The following is a 19257-nucleotide window of genomic DNA, read 5'->3' as shown; positions in this document are numbered from 1 at the left end:
TGTGCCTTATTCTCGACTTTGTCGTGCGATAATTTTCCAATTCCTCCACGCCGCGGCAATGATGGCATCCTTGGCAACATTTCCGGTCGCCACGAGTGCCCAAACGCGAACCTGGGATGCCATCGATCCCGGCGACCTCCTAACTGGTTTGAATTGGGTGGGAGGTGTTGCACCAAACGGGCTTGGACAGTCGGCGGACATCGGCAGTATGCCGCTCAACGCGGGTGATTTCACCCTTGATGGCAACATGACGTTGACCAACCTCTTTTATTCCAATGCGTCGTCGCGATCAATCTCGGGCTCGGGGACGGTCCATCTTGATATCACTACCGGAACACCCGAAATCTCGGTGACGGACGGATCACTTTCAATTGAAACAACGGTCAGTGGGCCGCAAGGATTGCTCAAGAATGGGACCGGTAAGTTAATCCTCTCCGGGACGAACACCTACACTGCAAACACTTCCATTTCCGGCGGAACCCTCAGCGGCAATACGATCGCGGACCGAGGCGTCAATTCCGCGTTCGGAGCGACTGCCACCGGCTTCACTTTTACAAATGGCGCGACGCTCGAATACACCGGTGTGTCGGCATCCACTAATCGCTCGTTTGCCATGAACTCGGGCGGCGGAATCATCGACGTGACCAATTCTGGTACCGAACTCACCCTCACGAATAATCCCAGTGGCTCCGGAGGATTTACTAAAACCGGAGCCGGTATTCTTACACTTACGATAAGTAGCCCGCACACTGGGCTCAATACGGTTTCCGGGGGCACCCTCCGCGGCGCGACGCTTGCCAATAACGGCTCAAACTCGGTATTCGGCCAAGGTAACTTCGCGCTCACTAACGGAGGTACGTTGGATTACACGGGTTCGACAGTCTCTACCAACCGCACTTTCACTCTCAACAATGGCGGGGGCATCTCTGTCTCCCGGGTTAGCGGCAGTGCGACTCTCACGTTAAGCGGGCTTGTGAGCGGCACGGGCTCGTTCACAAAGAGCGGTGATCGAGGGCTCGTCCTTTCTGCTACGAACAATTCGTACACGGGAAACACGATTATCACAGGCGGCACACTTAGTGGCTCGACCATGGCCAACATAGGCGCCAATTCGTCGTTCGGTCAGGGGAACTTTGAGATCAGCAATCACGCTCGCCTCCAATATGCAGGCCCCGCCACGTCAACCAATCGCACATTCATTCTTGGCACTGGCGGAGGTGCCATAGATGTGGACAACCCCGCCAACGTACTTACTCTGCAGGGTGTCGTCAGCGGCCCCGGAGATTTTTATATCGAATCAGAAGGTACTCTCCAGCTTAATGCAGACAACACCTATGAAGGCGCTACTCAGGTTAGGACTGGTACATTGCGCCTTGGAGGCAACGAACGTATTCCTAATAATTCTGCAGTTATTTTCGATGCCAGCGGCGTCCTTAACCTCAACAACTTCAGCGAAACCATTGGTTCATTATCCAGCCCCAGTGCAACCGCGAGCGTCGTGCTCGGCAGCGGCACGCTCATAACCGGCGGCGACGGTACATCTACCGGTTTCGCCGGCGTCATTAGCGGCTCCGGCGGCGGCCTTACAAAGACTGGTGGCGGCTCAATGGTACTTTTTAATAGTAATAACTCTTATTCGGGTACGAATACTATTTCTGGCGGCATACTTAGCGGCAGCCAAATTGCCAACGTCGGTTCCAATTCTGCTTTTGGCCGAGGAAACTTTGTATTCTCAAACGGTGGCAGGTTCGACTACACGGGCCCATCGAACAGCACTAATCGCACTATCGAATTAGGCGAAGGCGGAGGTGGCATTAGTATTACTGATTCCAGTGCTGTCCTCAATTTGACCGGAGTTATTAGCGGTGAAGGAAACCTCGTTAAACAGGGTGGAGGCACTCTTACGCTCTCTAACTCAAACAATGACTATAACGGCACAAATATCATTTCCGGCGGCAAACTTAGCGGTAATGTAATTGCGAATGTCGGCTCAAACTCTGCTTTTGGCCGAGGAAACTTTGCACTCTCCGATGGCGGGACGCTCGACTACACGGGCCCATCCAACAGCACCAATCGTACTATCGAATTAGGTGAAGGCGGAGGTATCATCAATATTGCTCCCAATGCTGTTCTCACTTTGACCGGAGTTATTAGCGGTGAAGGAACCCTCTTTAAACAGGGTGGAGGCACCCTTCAACTGAACGCCCTTAGCAGCTCCACCGGCGATACTTCTGTAGGGGGCGGCGTGTTGCAACTTGGTGCAAGTGAACAAGTCGCTGATAGTGGCACTTTATTTCTTTCCTCAGTAGGAACATTCGACCTCAACGGGTTCAATGAGACCGTTGCCCTGGTCGGTGGGGTCGGCATCATCGAGCTTTCAGGCGGCGGCGATTTAATTGTCGGCAATTCCCTTACTGCTAACGTTTTCTTCGGCACAATCACTGGATCGGGCGACGTCAACAAGGTGGGAAACAACAAGCTGCTACTTCTTGGCATGAATAGCTACACCGGAAATACCAGTGTTTCTGGCGGCACTCTCAGCGGCGATACAATCGCGAACATCGGTTCGAATTCCTCATTTGGGCGAGGAAACTTTTCGATCGGAATCAGTGGGACGTTGGAGTACACCGGCTCAAGTGCTTCAACGAATCGTTCTATTGAGACACTGAATGGCTCTGGCAAGATCGCAGTTTCTAATGCGGGAACGACTCTGACACTAACACGCACCGCCGGGCTTGGAGCCATTGCCGGTGGCAACTTGATCAAATCCGGCGCAGGTACGCTGCGGCTGGAGGGGACCAACAGTTACGAGGGCTACACTGCGATCAGTGAGGGTTCAATCCAATTGGGGAACAATGAACGAATTCCCGATCTATCGTCTGTCTCCGTCTCCAGTGGCGCGACACTCGATCTGAATAACTTCCATGAGACAATAGGTTCGCTCGAAGGTTCTGGCAACGTTACCCTCGGCAGCGGCCACCTTACGAGTGGCGGCAACGACACATCGACCACCTTCGGCGGCGTCATCAGCGGCTCAGGTAGCTTAACAAAAACCGGCACGGGCGACTTCCACCTCAGCGGCGCAAACACGTACAGTGGCGGCACCACACTCTACGGCAATCTCTACGCTTACAATGCCACTGGCAGCGCGACCGGAACGGGCGACATTTTCATTGGTGCATCGGGCACATTGTACGTCGGAAGCGGCGGCACCGAAGGCTTCGTATCCGGCAACGTGGTGAATAACGGCAACGTGGTTTTTCGGCGAGCCGATAATATCTGGTATCCTGGCCAGATTTCCGGTGCTGGCAACATAACTAAGTATGATGAAGGTACGCTGACGCTCACCAGTTCGAATACCTATACAGGCGAAACCATCGTATACAGCGGCACGTTGGCTGCCAACAATAATCCATTCAACGGCAGTGCAACTGGCTCCGGTCCCGTTACAATTAACAACGGCGCCACGCTGGCCGGCACTGGAGCAATCGCCGGCGTCGTCACAGTGAATGCCGGCGGCGCGCTGGCCCCGGGATACAGTCCGGGCCCACTGCACTTTACCAATACCGCGAGCAATGCGCTGACGTGGGTGATGTCGAACGATCCCGGCGACAGCACCTTTAGCTTCGAAATCGACAAACTTCTTTTGGATTCCTGGGATAGGCTGTTCGTCATCAACGGCGGTGTGGAGTTCGAAGCCGAGCCGGGGGCAGGTATGACGATTGAAATGACTTCGCTCCTCATGGGAAGCAGTACGCCCGGTGCCCTACTAGACTTCGATCCGTATGCAGAGTACGTTTGGCCCTTCATTGACACCGCTCTTGGCTTCTCGGGAATGCCCATCGAAGACATCAATTTCATTGTAGACGATGCGCAGTTCGCCGCCGCCAATGGGATTCCCACCGGCCGCTTCAGCGTCGTTCAAGACACTCCGTTGAGCCTTGCATTGGAATACACTCCGTTCGAGCCCGGTGACTTCGACCTCGACGGCGACGTCGATGGACGGGATTTTTTGGCGTGGCAACGCAATCCGAGTCTCGGAGATCTTGGCGATTGGCAGAACAACTACGGGTTCAGTTCGCTGTCCGCGACGAGCACCGCCGTACCGGAGCCATCCTGTTTTGCTCTTTTGCTGATGACAATCATTGCAAGATTTGCGAAGCGGCGAATCGCGTAATTGGTGACAGAACTGGATGGAGAGTGAGACAAGTCAGCAACCGGCCGTTTTTCGGAACATGGGACCGCGTCTCGCACGCACATGACGAATCGACATTTCACTCAGAACGTCTTGCGAATGTTGAATTGTTGAGCGGCGTCTTGATATTTGCTGAGCATTAGTATTACTTCAATGGCACTAACAGCGGTCGAATTGTGAATCCGCTTTCAATAGGGAATGCCGCGATCAATGAATCGTTTTGTTGGTCAAACTGCAAATACGGCCCAGGAATCATTCTGTTGTCTGGCCGATTGCCTTGTTGATCAGAACGCTGGATAAAAAGAGCCCTATCAGCAATGGCCCAGTATGCACCATCATTTTGAGGAAGGCTGCAGGGCCATCGGAGACTGATTCTGCGACCATCGGCAGGATGAAAGATAACAACGATGCGATGGCCCAGATGGCAGCATTACCTTCAATGAGTTTCTTTTTCGTGGATGGTGTCATTTATTGGATCCTCTCCATGGCCAGACGGAAGATTACCACATAACGCCACGGTTAACTTGGCGGCCGCAAGAAAGCCTTGCTTTATGTCGGACTTGGCCCGCCACTCATGATCAACCGATTGTTCTGTCGCATTTCTGCAGTGAGTGACATATAGCGACACTAAATAGTTTACCAATCCCGGCTGTTGACGCCATCGCCAGTGCGCCAAAGAAGGTCACACGAACAACCGACATGTCCACCCGAGTACCGCCCATGTAACATGTAAGCAGACGTTGGAGAGCCCTGATCGTGTAATCCTGTTTTATTGGTCGTCAGACCCAACTTAGAGGTTAGCTCCCACTTCCTGCACAACAATCGGACGCTATGTGAGGCGGCTGACAGACCCAACTCAAATTCTTGGCAAACACAAAGTACGCGCTTTCCGAGTAAGCTTCCAGAAATTGTCCTGGCTAAAAATGCCAGTACGCCAATGCTACACGGCTTAAACTAGTAACACTCGGAAAGAGTGGCCTGTACGCCAGCATTTGGCTACAATGTCTAAGGAAACAGTGCATGAAGAGCTGTCAGACGCTCGTCAATGGTAAACTCAGTGCATTAGGGGTGTCATGTCCAAATCTTATTCCAGTTGCCACATACATGGTGGTCTTAGCCGAAACAGTTTCCTGCTGGCAATATTAGGGTTGGGATGTCTGGCAAATATTGTTTCAGCGCAGATTCCCGATGTTCCTGGCTGGGATTTAGTATGGAACGACGAGTTCGACAGTACTTCACTTAATTCCCAAAACTGGACAGCACTCGATCGGAAAGACAGCTTCAACAACGAGAAGCAGTACTACCATCCGAATCAAGTTGCGGTTTCTGGCGGTAATTTGCAACTCACGGCCATCAATGTGCCTCGTGAAGGCAAAAGTTACCAATCGGGTCTAATTACTTCCAAAGATCTGTTCGGCCCGGGGCGGTTCGAGGCGCGGGTCGACCTACCGACATCTCAAGGGATGTGGCCGGCGTTCTGGCTGAACGCGAATCAAGTCCCTTGGCCCCAGGGGGGTGAGATCGACATCTTGGAAAATCGTGGCAGCCAACCCAACCTCGTCTCTAGCGCCTACCATTGGCAGACGAATCCGGGCCCTTGCTGCGGCCAGCATCAATTCGTCTACGATGAATACACCGCCAACGTTGGTGGCCTGCCAGTTAACTTCCATGCTGGCTTTCACACTTACGCCGCCGAATGGGACGAGACGAGCATCAAATACTATGTCGACGGCAACCTACATTTCACGGTCACCGAAACGGCAGATCGGCCGATCTTTGAAACACCGAAAAACATCATTGTGAATCTGGCTGTCGGCGGCGATTTCGGCGGCGATCCCAATGGTTCAACCATCTGGCCCCAGACGATGACTGTTGACTATGTTCGGTACTGGCAACGAGAGGCGATTGACCCCGAGCCTGGCAGCAACTTACTTACCAATGCAGACTTTGACGCCGCCGGCGGCTCGCTCACTGGGTGGAACACTTTCGGAAACACCATAGGTAATGTCTCAGCGAATGGCGATCTGGCCAGGACCGGCTCAGACGCCCTGAAGCTCTATGGGCAGTTCAATGGCCCTAATAACTTCTCCGGCGTCACGCAGGGCGTAGCCATCACAGCAGGCGACTCGTTGCGAGCGGTGGCAAGTTCTCGCACTCCCTCCTGGGACACCCTCTTTGGTAAGAGCAATGATGTGACTATGAAGTTGGAATTCTACAGTGCCTTTGGGGCTGCGTCTGGGTCGAGTGCTTTTTTGGGCGAGGTGTCTCAACTCATCCATGATGGGACTACCGCCGAAAACATCTGGTTCGATCACGAAATCGAAGCTGTCGCTCCGGCAAATGCCGTCGAGGCTCGCCTGTCGTTCGTCTTCCGACAACCTGGCTCCGACAATGGCGCGATCTGGATCGATTCGGCTGGGCTCTTTCTCGAGCCGCTCACTGACGGCGACTTCGATTTCGACGGCGACGTCGATGGGCGTGACTTTTTAGCGTGGCAGCGGAACACCGATGTCGGCCATCTGGCCTCGTGGCAGAACAACTTTGGGGCAGGCACACTCACCGCAAACAGTTTAGCCGTGCCTGAACCTTCCACACTCGTCCTACTGATGGGGATGGTTGTGACGGGATCTTGCCGTCGCAGTCGCGCGGGGTCAATTCGCTAAGGAATGGCCCTGGTCAAATTACGTTGCGGCGTGCAAGTCGGCAAACGCACGTGGGTGCAAATCCCACCCGGCACATCGGCCGATTTTTGGGACGCCGCCCGGGGTGAGATGGGTTGACTGCTACGCGAGCATGACGAATCGCCAATTCGCTCGAGGAGTCAAGCGAAAATGAGACGCCCATCTGGGCACGCCCGAACGGGGCTAATGCAGTTGGTCCGATGGCTACGGAACGAGCTACCGAGCGAAGGCTCAGGCCAATCCTGTTAGCGCGCTGGAAATTGATGCAGTTCGGGCGCAGTGTACAATGGCGGCAATCGAAGGGATTTTGTTGTAGAGGCAATGCATTCCCAGGATAGAACTGAATCGCTGCGAGAGGGACGACCATCGGAATATCAATCCAAACTTCTTTGTATAGCAGAACATCGTGACTCCCGAGAAATCCGATAACACGTCGGCGTTGCCACGCGGCGGCGTCATCAACTCCGCTGCGTATTGCAACGGCGTGCGGGTGGCTGTCGTGCCGATTCCCGATTTAGGGGACGCCTGGCGTCACTCTGATCGTTTTTTCTGGGTCGGGCTCTACTGGAGAACCCAGTGAAGCTGCCGTAGTTGAGGCTTCAACGTGACCTGGGGAGATTCGTCACCGTCACAAATCCAGGGGGCTATGGTCGGTTCATTGACGCAGACTTCATCGGCCTTGATGCACAGATCACTTCGCGCGCCCAGGCGTTACGGAAATTCAGTTAATCTATCTAAAGAGACGCTGCCAGCTCCGGACTCTACGAATATCCCAATGAGCAGACATGATAACTCTGCATCCGCATTTGATTCGAGCGTGACCTCGCGACCCAAATACCGGATAATGCTCGGATTCGAGAAACTGCTGTCCAGAATCACCAGGATCTGATTGCCAGCTACGCACGGGCGGGACCGGATTCGGCAGCCGACAGTAAAACTACCGAGGGGGGACACTTGACGGAGCACCATTCAGGTCGGATCGCGGCACAACTAGCTCGTGCACAGGGACTCGATGCGCTGCGCGGATTGGCAATTCTTGGCATGTTGCTTTCCGGTCAGCTTCCCTTCGGCGAACTCTCCCTGCCGGGGTGGATGTACCACGCTCAGGTTCCGCCGCCCGATGACATATTCAACGGCAGCCTGCCCGGTGTCACTTGGGTCGACTTGGTGTTCCCCTTCTTCCTGTTTGCATTGGGCGCCGCGATTCCCATCGCGTTGAAGCGGCGCATTGAGCGCGGCGAGCCGAACTGGAAAATTGCCCGTTTCATTCTCGAACGCGGTGTGCTATTGGCATTCTTCGCCCTCTTCGTGCAAGCCATCAAGCCTAGTATAATCAGCGATCGTCCCACGGCTACCACGCAACTCATCGCGTTGCTGGCGTTCGGGTTGCTGTTCTCGATCTTTACGCGATTTCCGGAGACGTGGCCGCGGTACGTTCGTTGGGGTATTCGTCTTGCTGGCTGGGCAGGTGCGATTGCGTTGTTCGCGCTTCTGCGTTATCCGGAAAACACTGGTTTCTCGCTCACTCGCAGCGACATCATCATCGTGCTGCTGGCGAATATGGTGGTGTTCGGCTCGCTCTGTTGGTGGGCCACATGGAACAATCTGCTGCTCCGCCTTGGCATCCTGGGCGTGCTGCTGGCGATTCGTCTTTCAAACATCCCGACCACGGCACAGGGTTGGGTGCACGACCTGTGGATGTGGTCGCCCGCCGAGTGGATTTACCAGCTTGAATATTGCCAATACCTTTTCATTGTGATCCCTGGAACCATCGTCGGCGACTTGCTGCTCGATTGGATGAAGCGCAATTCCCAGAAAGCCAAATCGAAATGGTCGCGCAACCGATTCGTGGGAATCGCAGGGCTGATGATCGTGTTGGTGATCGTATTACTGGTTGGACTCTATGCGCGGTGGCTCCGGCCGACAACGCTGGCCACGTTTGCCTTGTGTGTGTTCGGCGCGTGGCTGATGCGAAATCCGGGCGACGACACAGAAAAATTCCTCCAACGGCTGTTTCATTGGGCAGTTTACTGGCTCGTCTTAGGATTGTTCTTCGAGCCCTACGAAGGCGGCATCAAGAAAGATCACGCGACCATGAGTTATTATTTCGTCACGGTGGGTCTAGCAATTTGCGTACTGATTGCGTGCACCATTCTCGTGGATGTGTTGGAGCGACGACGCTGGGTAGCGATGCTGATTGATAACGGTCAGAACCCGATGATGGCCTACGTGGGTATCCATAACCTCGTTCTCCCGTTGCTCGCGCTGACGTCGCTCGAAGAGATATTGAGTCGAATGGTCACATCGCCGTGGATGGGATTTGTGAGGGCAGTCATTATCACACTGCTAGTTGGCATTGCAGTCAGTTTCTGCTCGCGGAGAAAAATCTTTTGGCGAAGCTGATTCGTGCGAATCGAGTGACTCGACGAGTGTTTTTGCGGGCCGTCTGTACCTGGCGGACGGTTGGCCGGAGCCTCCGGCGACTATGGGCTGCATAAAAAGCCGAGTAACTCATCATCGCGTGACATTGGTCATCAATAGACCGTTTTTTCCGAGAACGCAGTGATCAAGTCAAACTTGCTCGCACATGTCGAACCGTCATGAGATACTAGATTCGCCGACCGGCGTGTCAGCTCCTGCCGGCAGCTGCACCGCCGCAAGTGGTGCGTTGAGAGATATCTGGACAAGAAGGACTTACTCACTGGCTGCCTTTTGGTCATTGAATTGCGCTGTCAGAATGCCTCGCGCTCTGACTTAGTACGTCGCACTCGGTTGGTCATGGCTGCCACTGCAAACGTTGCCAGGAGATCCTCGGGCTAGCGGAGGCTCAAAATGCAGTTCGTGGGCCGATAACCGAACCATGACGCGAAAGTCACGGCATAACGATGTCCCGATTACTACGTAAGCACAGATTGAACAGGCATTCTAGCATACGTTAACTCGTGCGCGCGTTTCATGGTTAAGGTCATTTATCACGAACGGCCGAGTTGCTGGTCGCTCTATGGCTTTTGTCCGACACTTGCCCACCAGATGTTGGGTTAACGAGCGGTTTCGGATACTCAGCGGTAAAATGGGCGTCGACCAGCCACGGACGAACAAGGAGGAGCAGTCGTGCCCACGTGCAGAATTGATGAGCTGAAGGACGGCTTCATCCTTAGCACTCCCCCCAGGGTCACCCTCGTCGCAACGCGAGTGACGCATGTTGAAACCGGTTTCCGAATAGAGCCGCTAGTTCGCCGCCAGCTCGAATTATTCGACGATCTAGGACGTGGCGATAACTATGTTGAATGGAAGCGGCCCCATACGACTCTCATCGATCATCGGCTGCTTATCGACTTAGTCATACAAGGCTTTTTGCCACACACCCATGACAGATTGGCCAAAAACTGGAGGTCCGAGCCAGGGATCTTGGGGAAATCTTGCCGTGATCTGGCTAAACGCATTTACGGACAGTGGCAACGACTCGTTACCAAGGCCAATCCGATTATCCGAAGCGTCCAGCAGGCGGTCTTCGTTCAGAATGAAACCCATCCCCGCTTGCTGCACGAAATCGAGCTTTACCGCCAAGAGTACCTCGTCTCTGACATACGTCGCTATCGGGCAGCAGCGTTGAGCGTGGGGATCGCCTTTGAATTGGCTGAGCTCAGAGATTTAAATCTCAGCAGGCAGGCAACTACTCCAAAGGGCAAGTTCTATTTTGCACCACCAGACGACCGATCGACGCCTCCGACGCACGAAGTAATTGGTATGCTTAGCGACTGGCAGTCGCTCTATTCGCCGACTGGCAACTCTTATCGCAGCTTGAGTCGCACGCTGATAAATCTGCCCAGCGGCATCCCTAGTCAACTTCTGCTCCACTTAGCTGAGATCTACCTCGAACGACCGTTTGGAGATCGGCTTGAACTTTTAACTCTTCTGTTCGCTCAGAGCCAGTTGCCCGAGCACGCTAGAACACCCGCGCATTTGCGGCCATTTATGTTTGCGACGCATGAGCAAATCGTGGCTGGCATGCACGCTGTGGGGGAGCAGTTAGGTCAGACGTTGAACCCCCGCGAACTTCGCGATGTCGGCAACTTCGTCAATTACGTGATCGACTGCCCCGATATTGCTCGCGACTTGCCCACATCCGTGAGGCGTGCCGTTCGATGGCATGAAGAGGAGCGGTGGCGAGAAGCTCAACTGGGCCAGCCCGATTCCGATACGCCCACGCAATTGCCATCTATTCCTCTTCCAGATGTCGTAGGGATCCGGTTCCTTGAGAGCGTCGGTAATATCATTAGGGAATCGGTCGATATGAAGCACTGTATCGCGTCTTACTCGGATCGCGCTGTCCGGGGTGAGTGCTTCTTGTTTCACGTCGACTACGAGGACCAGCGGGCCTCGGTGGAGGTTGATGCCCATGGTCGAGTACGGCAAGCACGTGGGCCCCGGAATTCCTGCAACAAGGCCTGCGAATACGGCAGGCGTGTGCTTCGTCATTGGGGAAAAAATCTGCTAAAGCACTCATAATGGGGGCTCGTCAGGCACGGTTGCATATGTCAGTAAGTCGACGCGGTTAGCACGTTTTACTGTGCAGGGCAAGCATACTCAGATCAAGCCGGGATAAGATCTGCACATGACCTCCAAAAGCAAGACAAAGTTGGAAGCCGTACGATGGCTTTGGTTACTCAAATCACTGCTACTGATCGCCAACGCGATGACTCATGGCCCACAACAGGGGGAATAATTGCCGCGTATGTTGCGTGGGGGGCCCATCGAAGTCAGGAATTTTTACCACCGATCGTCGTGTAACGACCAAAAGACACTTAGATACCTAGAGTGATAATTGCGATACTTAAATTGGTGTTAAAATAGTCAATTTAGATACTGCCTGTGCATAGAGGTTATGTCTGTCAGCATACGAGAAAAGTTATAAACATTAAGTTGGTGCGAAGCTTCATAGTGCCCAATCTTTACACAACTCGGCGGCTTGTTCGAGCACTAGCTCCGTCGCTTTAGCCTGCTTGTCCGGCGGATAGCCGTAACGCCTGAGAATACGTTTTATAATGACCCTCATGTTGGCTCGCACATTCTCACGGACGGTCCAGTCGATCGCCACGCTATTTCGCACGGCCTGCACCAACTCTTGTGCGATCAGCCGCAGTGTATCGTCGCCCAGCACCGCGACGGCACTGTCGTTAACTTCCAGAGCATCGTAAAACGCGATCTCGTCCTCGCTCAGCCCAAGTTCTTCGCCTCGTTGTTCCGCCGCTTTCATTTGTTTCGCGAGTTCGATCAACTCCTCAATAATCATCGCTGTTTCAACAGCACGATTCTGATACTTAATCAGCGATCTCTCCAGCATCTCGCTGAATGAACGGGCTTGAACTAGATTCTTGCGGAAGTGGGTCTTAATTTCTCCCTTGAGCAGCTTTTGCAGCATCTCGACGGCCAAATTCCGTTGTGGCATCCCCTTCACTTCGGCGAGGAACTCGTCCGACAAGATCGAGATATCCGGTTTCTTGAGTCCCGCGGCGGCGAAAATATCGAGCACCTCTTCGGAAGCTACCGCCTTCGACACGATTTGGCGAATCGCGTGATCGACTTCCTCAGGACTGCGTCGACGCTCACTCGTGGTGTTCTTCATTAACACCGACTTCACAGCCTGAAAGAATCCCACATCATCTTGAATTTCGAGCGCCGATTCATGGGGCACAGCTAAGGCAAAGGCTTTGGAAAGCTCGACGACAGCCGTGGCCAATCGCTCCTTGCCATCAGACTGGGCCAAAATGTGCTCCTGAGCTGCCGGCAACACGGACAATCGTTCTTTCGGCCCACCATTCCATGCCGACCAGTCAAAGCCCGCAAACAGGCCGCAGCAGATCTCGTACTTTTCCAGCATTAAGGCAACTGCTTCTTCCTGGTCGATCGCGGTGCGGCCCGTTCCTCCACTCTCGGTATAGTTGGCCAGCGCCTTTTTCAGCTCATGGGCCAAGCCCAGGTAATCAACAACCAAGCCCCCCGGCTTGTCCTTGAACACGCGATTCACCCGCGCGATCGCCTGCATGAGGCCATGCCCACGCATCGGTTTGTCAGCGTACATGGTATGCAGAGCCGGAGCATCGAAGCCGGTGAGCCACATATCCCGGACGATGACGATCTTAAATGGGTCGCTGGCACTCTTGAACCGCTTGGCCAATTCCTCACGACGTTTCTTGTTACGAATGTGAGATTGCCAACTAAGTGGATCGTCGGCGGAACCAGTCATGATGACTTTGATCATGCCCTCGTCGTCATCCTCGCTGTGCCAATCCGGCCTCAGCTTCACAATCGCGTTGTACATGTCGACGCAGATTCGTCTGCTCATGCACACCACCATCGCCTTACCGTCCATCGCCTCCAGCCGCTTCTCGAAGTGAGCGACCAAATCCTCAGCCACAAGTTCGATTCGCTTCTCGGCACCAACGAGTGCTTCTAACGCTGCCCACTTCGTCTTGAGCTTCTCTTTGTGATCAATCTCTTCCCCTTCGGTCGCCTCCTCAAAATTGGGATCAAGCTTCGGTCGTTCCATCTCGTCCAGTTCGATCTTTGCGAGTCGGCTCTCATAGAAAATCGGCACGGTCGCCTTGTCCTGAACGGCCCGCTCGATGTCGTAGATGCTCACATAGTCGCCGAACACCGCACGAGTATTCGCGTCGACCAACTCAATGGGTGTTCCCGTGAAGCCAATGAACGAGGCCCCAGGCAATGCTTCTCGCATATGCCGAGCAAACCCGTCGATGAAGTCGTACTGACTGCGGTGAGCTTCATCGGCAATCACCACGATGTTCCGTCTGGAAGACAACTCTGGATGCTGATCCTCCGAGTCCGTTGGGAAGAACTTGTGTATCGTGGTGAATACCACTCCCCCCGAATCTGTGTTGAGCAGCTCTCGCAAGTGAAACCGGTTCGTAGCCTGCACCGGCGGTTGTCGCAGAAGCGCTTGGCAGCGCCCGAACGTCCCGAACAATTGGTCGTCCAAATCGTTGCGATCGGTGATCACGACAATGGTCGGGTTCTCCATGGCGGGATGCATCACCACCCGTCCCGCATAAAACGCCATCGTGAGACTCTTGCCCGAGCCCTGCGTGTGCCAGACCACGCCCACCTGTCGCTTGCCATCCTCGCCGCAGGCCGCCACCGTCGATTCCAACGCCCGATTAACGGCGTGGTACTGGTGATAGCCGGCCATCTTTTTGATCGGCACGCCATCGTCGTTCTCCTCGAACACGATGAAGTAACGCACTAAGTCCAGAAATCGCCGCTTCTCAAAGACACCCTCCAACACGACCTGTAGTTGAGCCAGATTAGCAGGGGCAAGCTCCTCCCCCTCAATCGTCCGCCACGGCATGAACCATTCGCTGTTAGCCGTGAGTGAACCGATCCGCGCGGCAATACCGTCTGAGATCACGAGTGCTTGGTTGTACACAAACAACGAGGGGATCTGAGTCTTGTACGTCTGCAGCTGGTTGAAGGCTCGCCAGATATCCGCCCCCTCATCGGCGGCGTTCTTCAGCTCGATCACAGCCAGGGGGAGCCCATTCACGAACAGCACAATGTCCGGTCGGCGTTCGTGGCCTTCTTCGACGACCGTGAACTGATTGACGGCTAGGAACTCGTTGCTGTCCACGTTGACATCATCAATGACGCGAACCAAGTCGCCACCAAACGACCCGTCAGGCCGCTGATACTCCACCGGCACTCCCTCGACCAAATACTTATGGAACGCTCGGTTATTGGCAGTTAAGGAAGGAAGTTCCGGCCGAGTCAGCTTTCGATAAGCCTCATCGAGAGCATCGGCTGGAATGTCTGGATTGAGTCGAGCAAGGGCGGCCTTCAGCCGAGCCGAAAGTACGACTTGGCTGTAGTCAAACCGTTCCTCGGCGATCCCCTCTGGTGCGATATCGGGACCGGCCAAGATGGTATAGCCCATCTCCGCCAGCCATTCCAGGGCGGCTTCTTCGACTACGGATTCGGTAAAGCGGTTAGACATTGCACTTAGTGCCCCTCAACGGCTTTGGCTTTGGCATCCATATTCGATAATTATTGCAAAAGTAACTTTCAGGATACTTGTTGTGGATATGAGCTTCGTTCTGAGTTGATTTTTCAACACTTACGTGGGCGACCCTCTCGTTGCTTTGGTGCCTGGACTTTTGCTGATATCCGCTTGCCACACCCCTTCGCTTGTGTCTGATCTTCATCGTGACAGCCGTGGTAGACCGAGTGCAGGGGCCTGCCGAGGACTTTCTCATCATACATGTGCCAAACTAGCATCCTCAGCGTCAGCAATTCAGCTCTCACCTGTTCCGTGTGATTGACGCGGTGTCCCTGTCCCAGATTCTCGATCAGCCTCTTGAGGGCCGGCGAGCGTTCTTTCCAATCATCCGTGCCTGAAGCCCCAAAATATCGAAAATTGGTACTCAACAACCCTTCTGCTCTATCATAACTTGGCGGTGTTCCGATGTCGCGAGTCATCTGGCACCAGTGCCGTGGTGCGTCGCATTGGGTCGCACGCGAAACTGACCGGTTGCGGTACGTGCGTAGATGCAATCCTGACGATCCTGAAACTCTTCGAGATTGTAGTACTCGCAACCAGTCACTCGACGTGTCACCTCGGCAATATAGACTAGCCGATTGGCGGGTCGTTCTGAGTTCGAGCCAAACGCGAAAATCACATCACCTACCCGTGCTGTGCTGCGGATCGCCGGTTTACAAATACACAGCGATAACAGACCGTCATCGACGCAGGGTGCGCCGCCATCATCAACAATGCACTTGTAAACGTAGAAGCGGTTCATTTTGTTGCTAGCGGCATTTGTAAATTCGTGAGATGCAGCTGCCAGAAGTAGCTCCGCTGAAAGAACGGAACCAAAAACTGATCACCTGAGTGGAGAATTTCTCGAACGGCTTTGGCTTTGGCGTCCATAGTATTGTACAAACGGTTGTCTGGGTAATACCACTCAGTCCATTACTTGAATCAATTTGACGCCCTGAACTACTCAATCGATAAACTCAGAATCCAACAAAATGTCTTCAAGCAAACATTGGCGGATCTATCCCGAATCCAATAGAATGTATCCTTTATCGACCAACCAAATATTGCGCCAAACAAACTGAATACGGCGGCGATACCAAATACTGAAGCGAAAGCTGACATACCGCGAGTGAGGTGAAGAACTGTAAGCCAGCTATCAGGAATCAATCCAGACGCGAAAAAAGTAGACACGACCAGTATTGCCGCCATTCCGCTGGCTATTATAGTACCGAATAATTGCGAAGCCTTGTACAGTCTCGCTAACAGAGAATCTTTCGCCGATCTCAGTGCAGTGTTTTCTTCTGAAAGACGCCTTGAGTTCGCGCGTTCTTCACCAATGACTTCATCTTTGACTCGCTTCAAGATTTCGGGAACAGTCTCAACACTAAGCGCCGCTACCTCTCCGAGAGTAAGATTCATCAGTTCCTCTTTTGCGATCGTGTCGTGCCGCAGGAAAACGTGGTCCGCCTCAGTGATGTGGTTGTTTAGCTTTAGCTCATCGATTTCGGCCAAATACTTCCTCCAGAGTTCACTTGGTGGTTGCAACGCCGCATAGCAGGCCGACAGAACTTCTCGTTCCGGCAGGTCCGGCGCTGCTAATGGCGCCTTAAGCCAGGCAATATTTGCTAAGCTGAAGTCTGTTATCACCGACGAAACTTCTTTGGAATGTTCGTATTGCCGTCCGTATTCGAAAGCCTTTTTTGCGAGAACTGTATTGGTCGTCACAAACACCGCTACTGCGTCCTCCAGTCGCACCGGAGCGGAACCCTTACGTAGAGTGAATATCGAACGAATGCAGTCAACATCATGGATCCGTGCTTGGGCATTGTGATATAGAATCTCTTCCTCGATAACATCTTCGAGTACAGTCTCATCAATCTGAAATTCTGCGACATGCTTTGGAGCATTCTTGATATATACGCTGAAACCCGCCAATTGCCTTTCTAGTTGGTTTCGTAAGAGAGATACGTCAGTTACTGTTTTCCCTTGATTCTTTAGCTCTCGCACGAGTTGGGCCACATTGCTTTCTCGATGAAAGTTTTCTTCAGCTGATTTGAGTACACGCAGGATTTCTGCTCGCGTGTGCTCAAATATGGCTAAATGCCCCCGTAATATTATTAACAACCGAAGCAAATCAATAGAGGCTTCCGCTGCAGATTGCGACGACATGCGTAGGGCCCTCAAAACCAGAGGGGTATCTAAAAAAAACGTCACCCGTTCAAATTTTTGCTGTTGCGATTGGACGTCGGGGCACAGCAAAGCGTTTGCTAACATGTGCCCTTTGACAACAGTAATAAAGTTCTCAAATGCTTCGACCGACTTAAGACAATAGTCTCTCACGAAAGTATGCAAGATTCTTACAGTCTTTGGACTTTTCGGTGGAATATCTGGCAACGCAGTATGGTAGATATATGATCGCAGGCATTCGACTGCAAAATCCGCTAGATACAATGTAAGTGCAGCAACAGCGTCTTCTTCGGACCAGGTAAGCTTAAACTTGTCAAGTACAAACTCTCGCAATTGTGTAAGAAGTACCTCAATACGTCGCTGGGCATCTGAGCGGGCATCAAAATAGTGAGTGTCCGGCAATTCATGAACTATGTAGTACATTGTCTGTTCACGGCGCAATAAACCTTGCTTCGCAAGTCTTCGAAGGACAAGGTGAATACCAGCGTTTGGAATCTGCAAACCAAAGTCTTGCCTTATAAACTCTGCAACCAAGCCGTCTTGTACGACATCCGGTCGATGCGTCCGTAATGCTTCTATTACGAAGGGCTTAAGATAGTCAATGTAGTCGATGCCACGTGAGTCGATGTTAACCTTTAACATCGCTAAACTAGTTAATGTTGTTGAACTAGCCATATGCAGATTCCTCGAACAACTGATTCAATGCTCACAAGACGACATCCAGTCACGCAATTGCACTGGCAAGTTAGGCGTATTTCTTCGTAAAGTTTTGAACTCCGTGACTTTTTTCATCACACCACCCTCCCCACAATCCGCTCGGCGTCGGGCACGCGCAGCTCGCCCGAGATCAGCTTCGGCAACAACACATCGCGTATGCAACTAAGTGTTCTAGACTGGCACGAGTTTGCACGCATCCCATTAAATAGTTGACTGCAAATACGATTGAATGCTGAAATGATCAAAGGTTTAGGAATTAAAGTGGGTAACTCTCTTAATATTTTGAGTGAAAGAAATTTCTGGGTTGTCCCCGCGAGCCTTGACTCTAGGAACTGTTGCATTACTTCCGACTTCAAGTGCAAAAAGAAGTAGTAGCTCAATTCCGGTGCACTGGACGTTTTGAATAACCCTATGTTTTTAATCGCGAAATCGGGTTGCTGATCAATTACTAAGTGCGGGATCCCGACTGTTCCAATCATCGTCAACAGAATATCAAGGTGATCAACCTTGCTTCGCTTATTTACTTGTGCAAAGTCGTTTTCGGATATCAAGTAGGCCTTCTCAATATCTAAATAGCCACCTGTAATATGTTTCGAGGTGATCAGCGGCTTACCAGCTGATTGAGGCTTCGGTGAATCATGAGTGCCGTCACGTACGTCAAAAAGGTTAGAAGTAGACATGACTCGCCACCCCTGCGGAATCTCCCCCAGCTCCGAGTCCTCGAACGCAGCGGGAAAGAGCGCGGCGATTTCTGGCTTGAGGCCCTGGGGCTGCCCGCCCGCGGCTTTCGCCCGGACGGGGTCGAAGTCGACAAACCAGCTCTTAAACAACGCGCGGGCCATCCCTTCGAGCGTCTCATTCATCCGCCGGTTGACCTCGATCTTTGCCGAAAGAAAGAAATACAGGTTTCCTATGAATTCTTGTGTCGGTCTTTCCGGTATGGGTATGAAAAGTTTGTCAAAATCTCCTTTCTTAAAGTGCGGGATCATCGTGCCGACATGTAGCTGTTCGATCTGCTCTTGAACTGCTTGCGATCGTAGGACTGCAAAAAGATATCGCGGATAAATTTTCGATTCATAGGCGCGAATTGCAACCATATCCTGAGCGATGCAAAAGTCTACAGGATCAGGCACAACGCACACTCGCCCTGGACTCCCCTTGGTGACGAATAATAAGTCGCCCGGCAAAGGATGTCCTCGAAACCAAGATCGGTAAGTTTGCTCGTCAACGAATCGTGATGTCTCGTAGGATGGATATAGGGAGTCGTTCTTTATGCAATTCGTCGCAATCAACGGAAGTCCAGTCGGCGCTGTTGGACAAGTTTTTCCTCGGTTATCGACTACGTTGGATAGCAAAGTAGAAAAGGGAGCTAGTTCACCCAGCATAGCCAACCCCTTCCGACTTGACCCAAGCGAGCACATGGC

The 19257-nt window shown here is 52.8% G+C and carries 9 protein-coding genes; 4 read left to right on the top strand and 5 right to left on the bottom strand.

From position 1 onward, the window contains the following. Position 1 precedes the first annotated feature (1 nt). A complete protein-coding gene (locus SH678x_RS11820; RefSeq protein ID WP_496918652.1) occupies positions 2-4177 on the top strand; it encodes a beta strand repeat-containing protein in 4176 nt (1391 codons plus the stop codon). Between the two features lie 270 nt (positions 4178-4447). Here SH678x_RS11820 and SH678x_RS11815 read toward each other — a convergent pair whose 3' ends face one another. Further along, the gene (locus tag SH678x_RS11815; protein ID WP_496918651.1) at positions 4448-4663 is read right to left on the bottom strand and encodes a hypothetical protein; all 216 of its coding nucleotides are present in this window, start codon (positions 4661-4663) and stop codon (positions 4448-4450) included. A gap of 605 nt (positions 4664-5268) precedes the next feature. Here SH678x_RS11815 and SH678x_RS11810 point away from each other — a divergent pair. From SH678x_RS11810 to SH678x_RS11800, 3 genes are all read left to right on the top strand, one after another. Further along, on the top strand, positions 5269-6858 hold the full coding sequence (locus SH678x_RS11810) for a glycoside hydrolase family 16 protein (RefSeq protein ID WP_496918650.1): 1590 nt from the start codon (positions 5269-5271) through the stop codon (positions 6856-6858). Positions 6859-7830: 972 nt separating this feature from the next. Next, on the top strand, positions 7831-9279 hold the full coding sequence (locus SH678x_RS11805; RefSeq protein WP_496918649.1) for a DUF5009 domain-containing protein: 1449 nt from the start codon (positions 7831-7833) through the stop codon (positions 9277-9279). 708 nt (positions 9280-9987) lie between these two features. Continuing rightward, positions 9988-11385: a PcfJ domain-containing protein gene (locus tag SH678x_RS11800; RefSeq protein ID WP_496918648.1), complete on the top strand. Its 1398-nt coding sequence runs from the start codon at positions 9988-9990 to the stop codon at positions 11383-11385. A 427-nt stretch (positions 11386-11812) separates the two neighbouring features. On the opposite strand, the gene SH678x_RS11795 is transcribed toward SH678x_RS11800, so the two are convergent. The 4 genes from SH678x_RS11795 to SH678x_RS11780 all read right to left on the bottom strand — a co-directional run bounded on the left by SH678x_RS11795 (position 11813) and on the right by SH678x_RS11780 (position 19218). Then, entirely contained in the window at positions 11813-14887 is a 3075-nt protein-coding gene (locus SH678x_RS11795) for a type I restriction endonuclease subunit R (protein WP_496918647.1), read from the bottom strand. 478 nt (positions 14888-15365) lie between these two features. Beyond that, complete coding sequence (locus tag SH678x_RS11790; protein WP_496918646.1) at positions 15366-15692, bottom strand: Nmad2 family putative nucleotide modification protein; 327 nt, start codon at positions 15690-15692, stop codon at positions 15366-15368. A 197-nt stretch (positions 15693-15889) separates the two neighbouring features. Then, complete coding sequence (locus SH678x_RS11785) at positions 15890-17791, bottom strand: coiled-coil domain-containing protein (RefSeq protein WP_496918645.1); 1902 nt, start codon at positions 17789-17791, stop codon at positions 15890-15892. Positions 17792-17907: 116 nt separating this feature from the next. Then, positions 17908-19218, bottom strand: coding sequence for a restriction endonuclease subunit S (locus tag SH678x_RS11780; RefSeq protein ID WP_496918644.1), 1311 nt, complete (start codon positions 19216-19218; stop codon positions 17908-17910). Positions 19219-19257 lie beyond the last annotated feature (39 nt).

The organism is Bythopirellula superficialaquae (assembly GCF_059632245.1).
The sequence above is the reverse complement of the archived record's forward strand: the minus strand, read 5'-3'. Positions and strand labels throughout refer to the sequence as shown.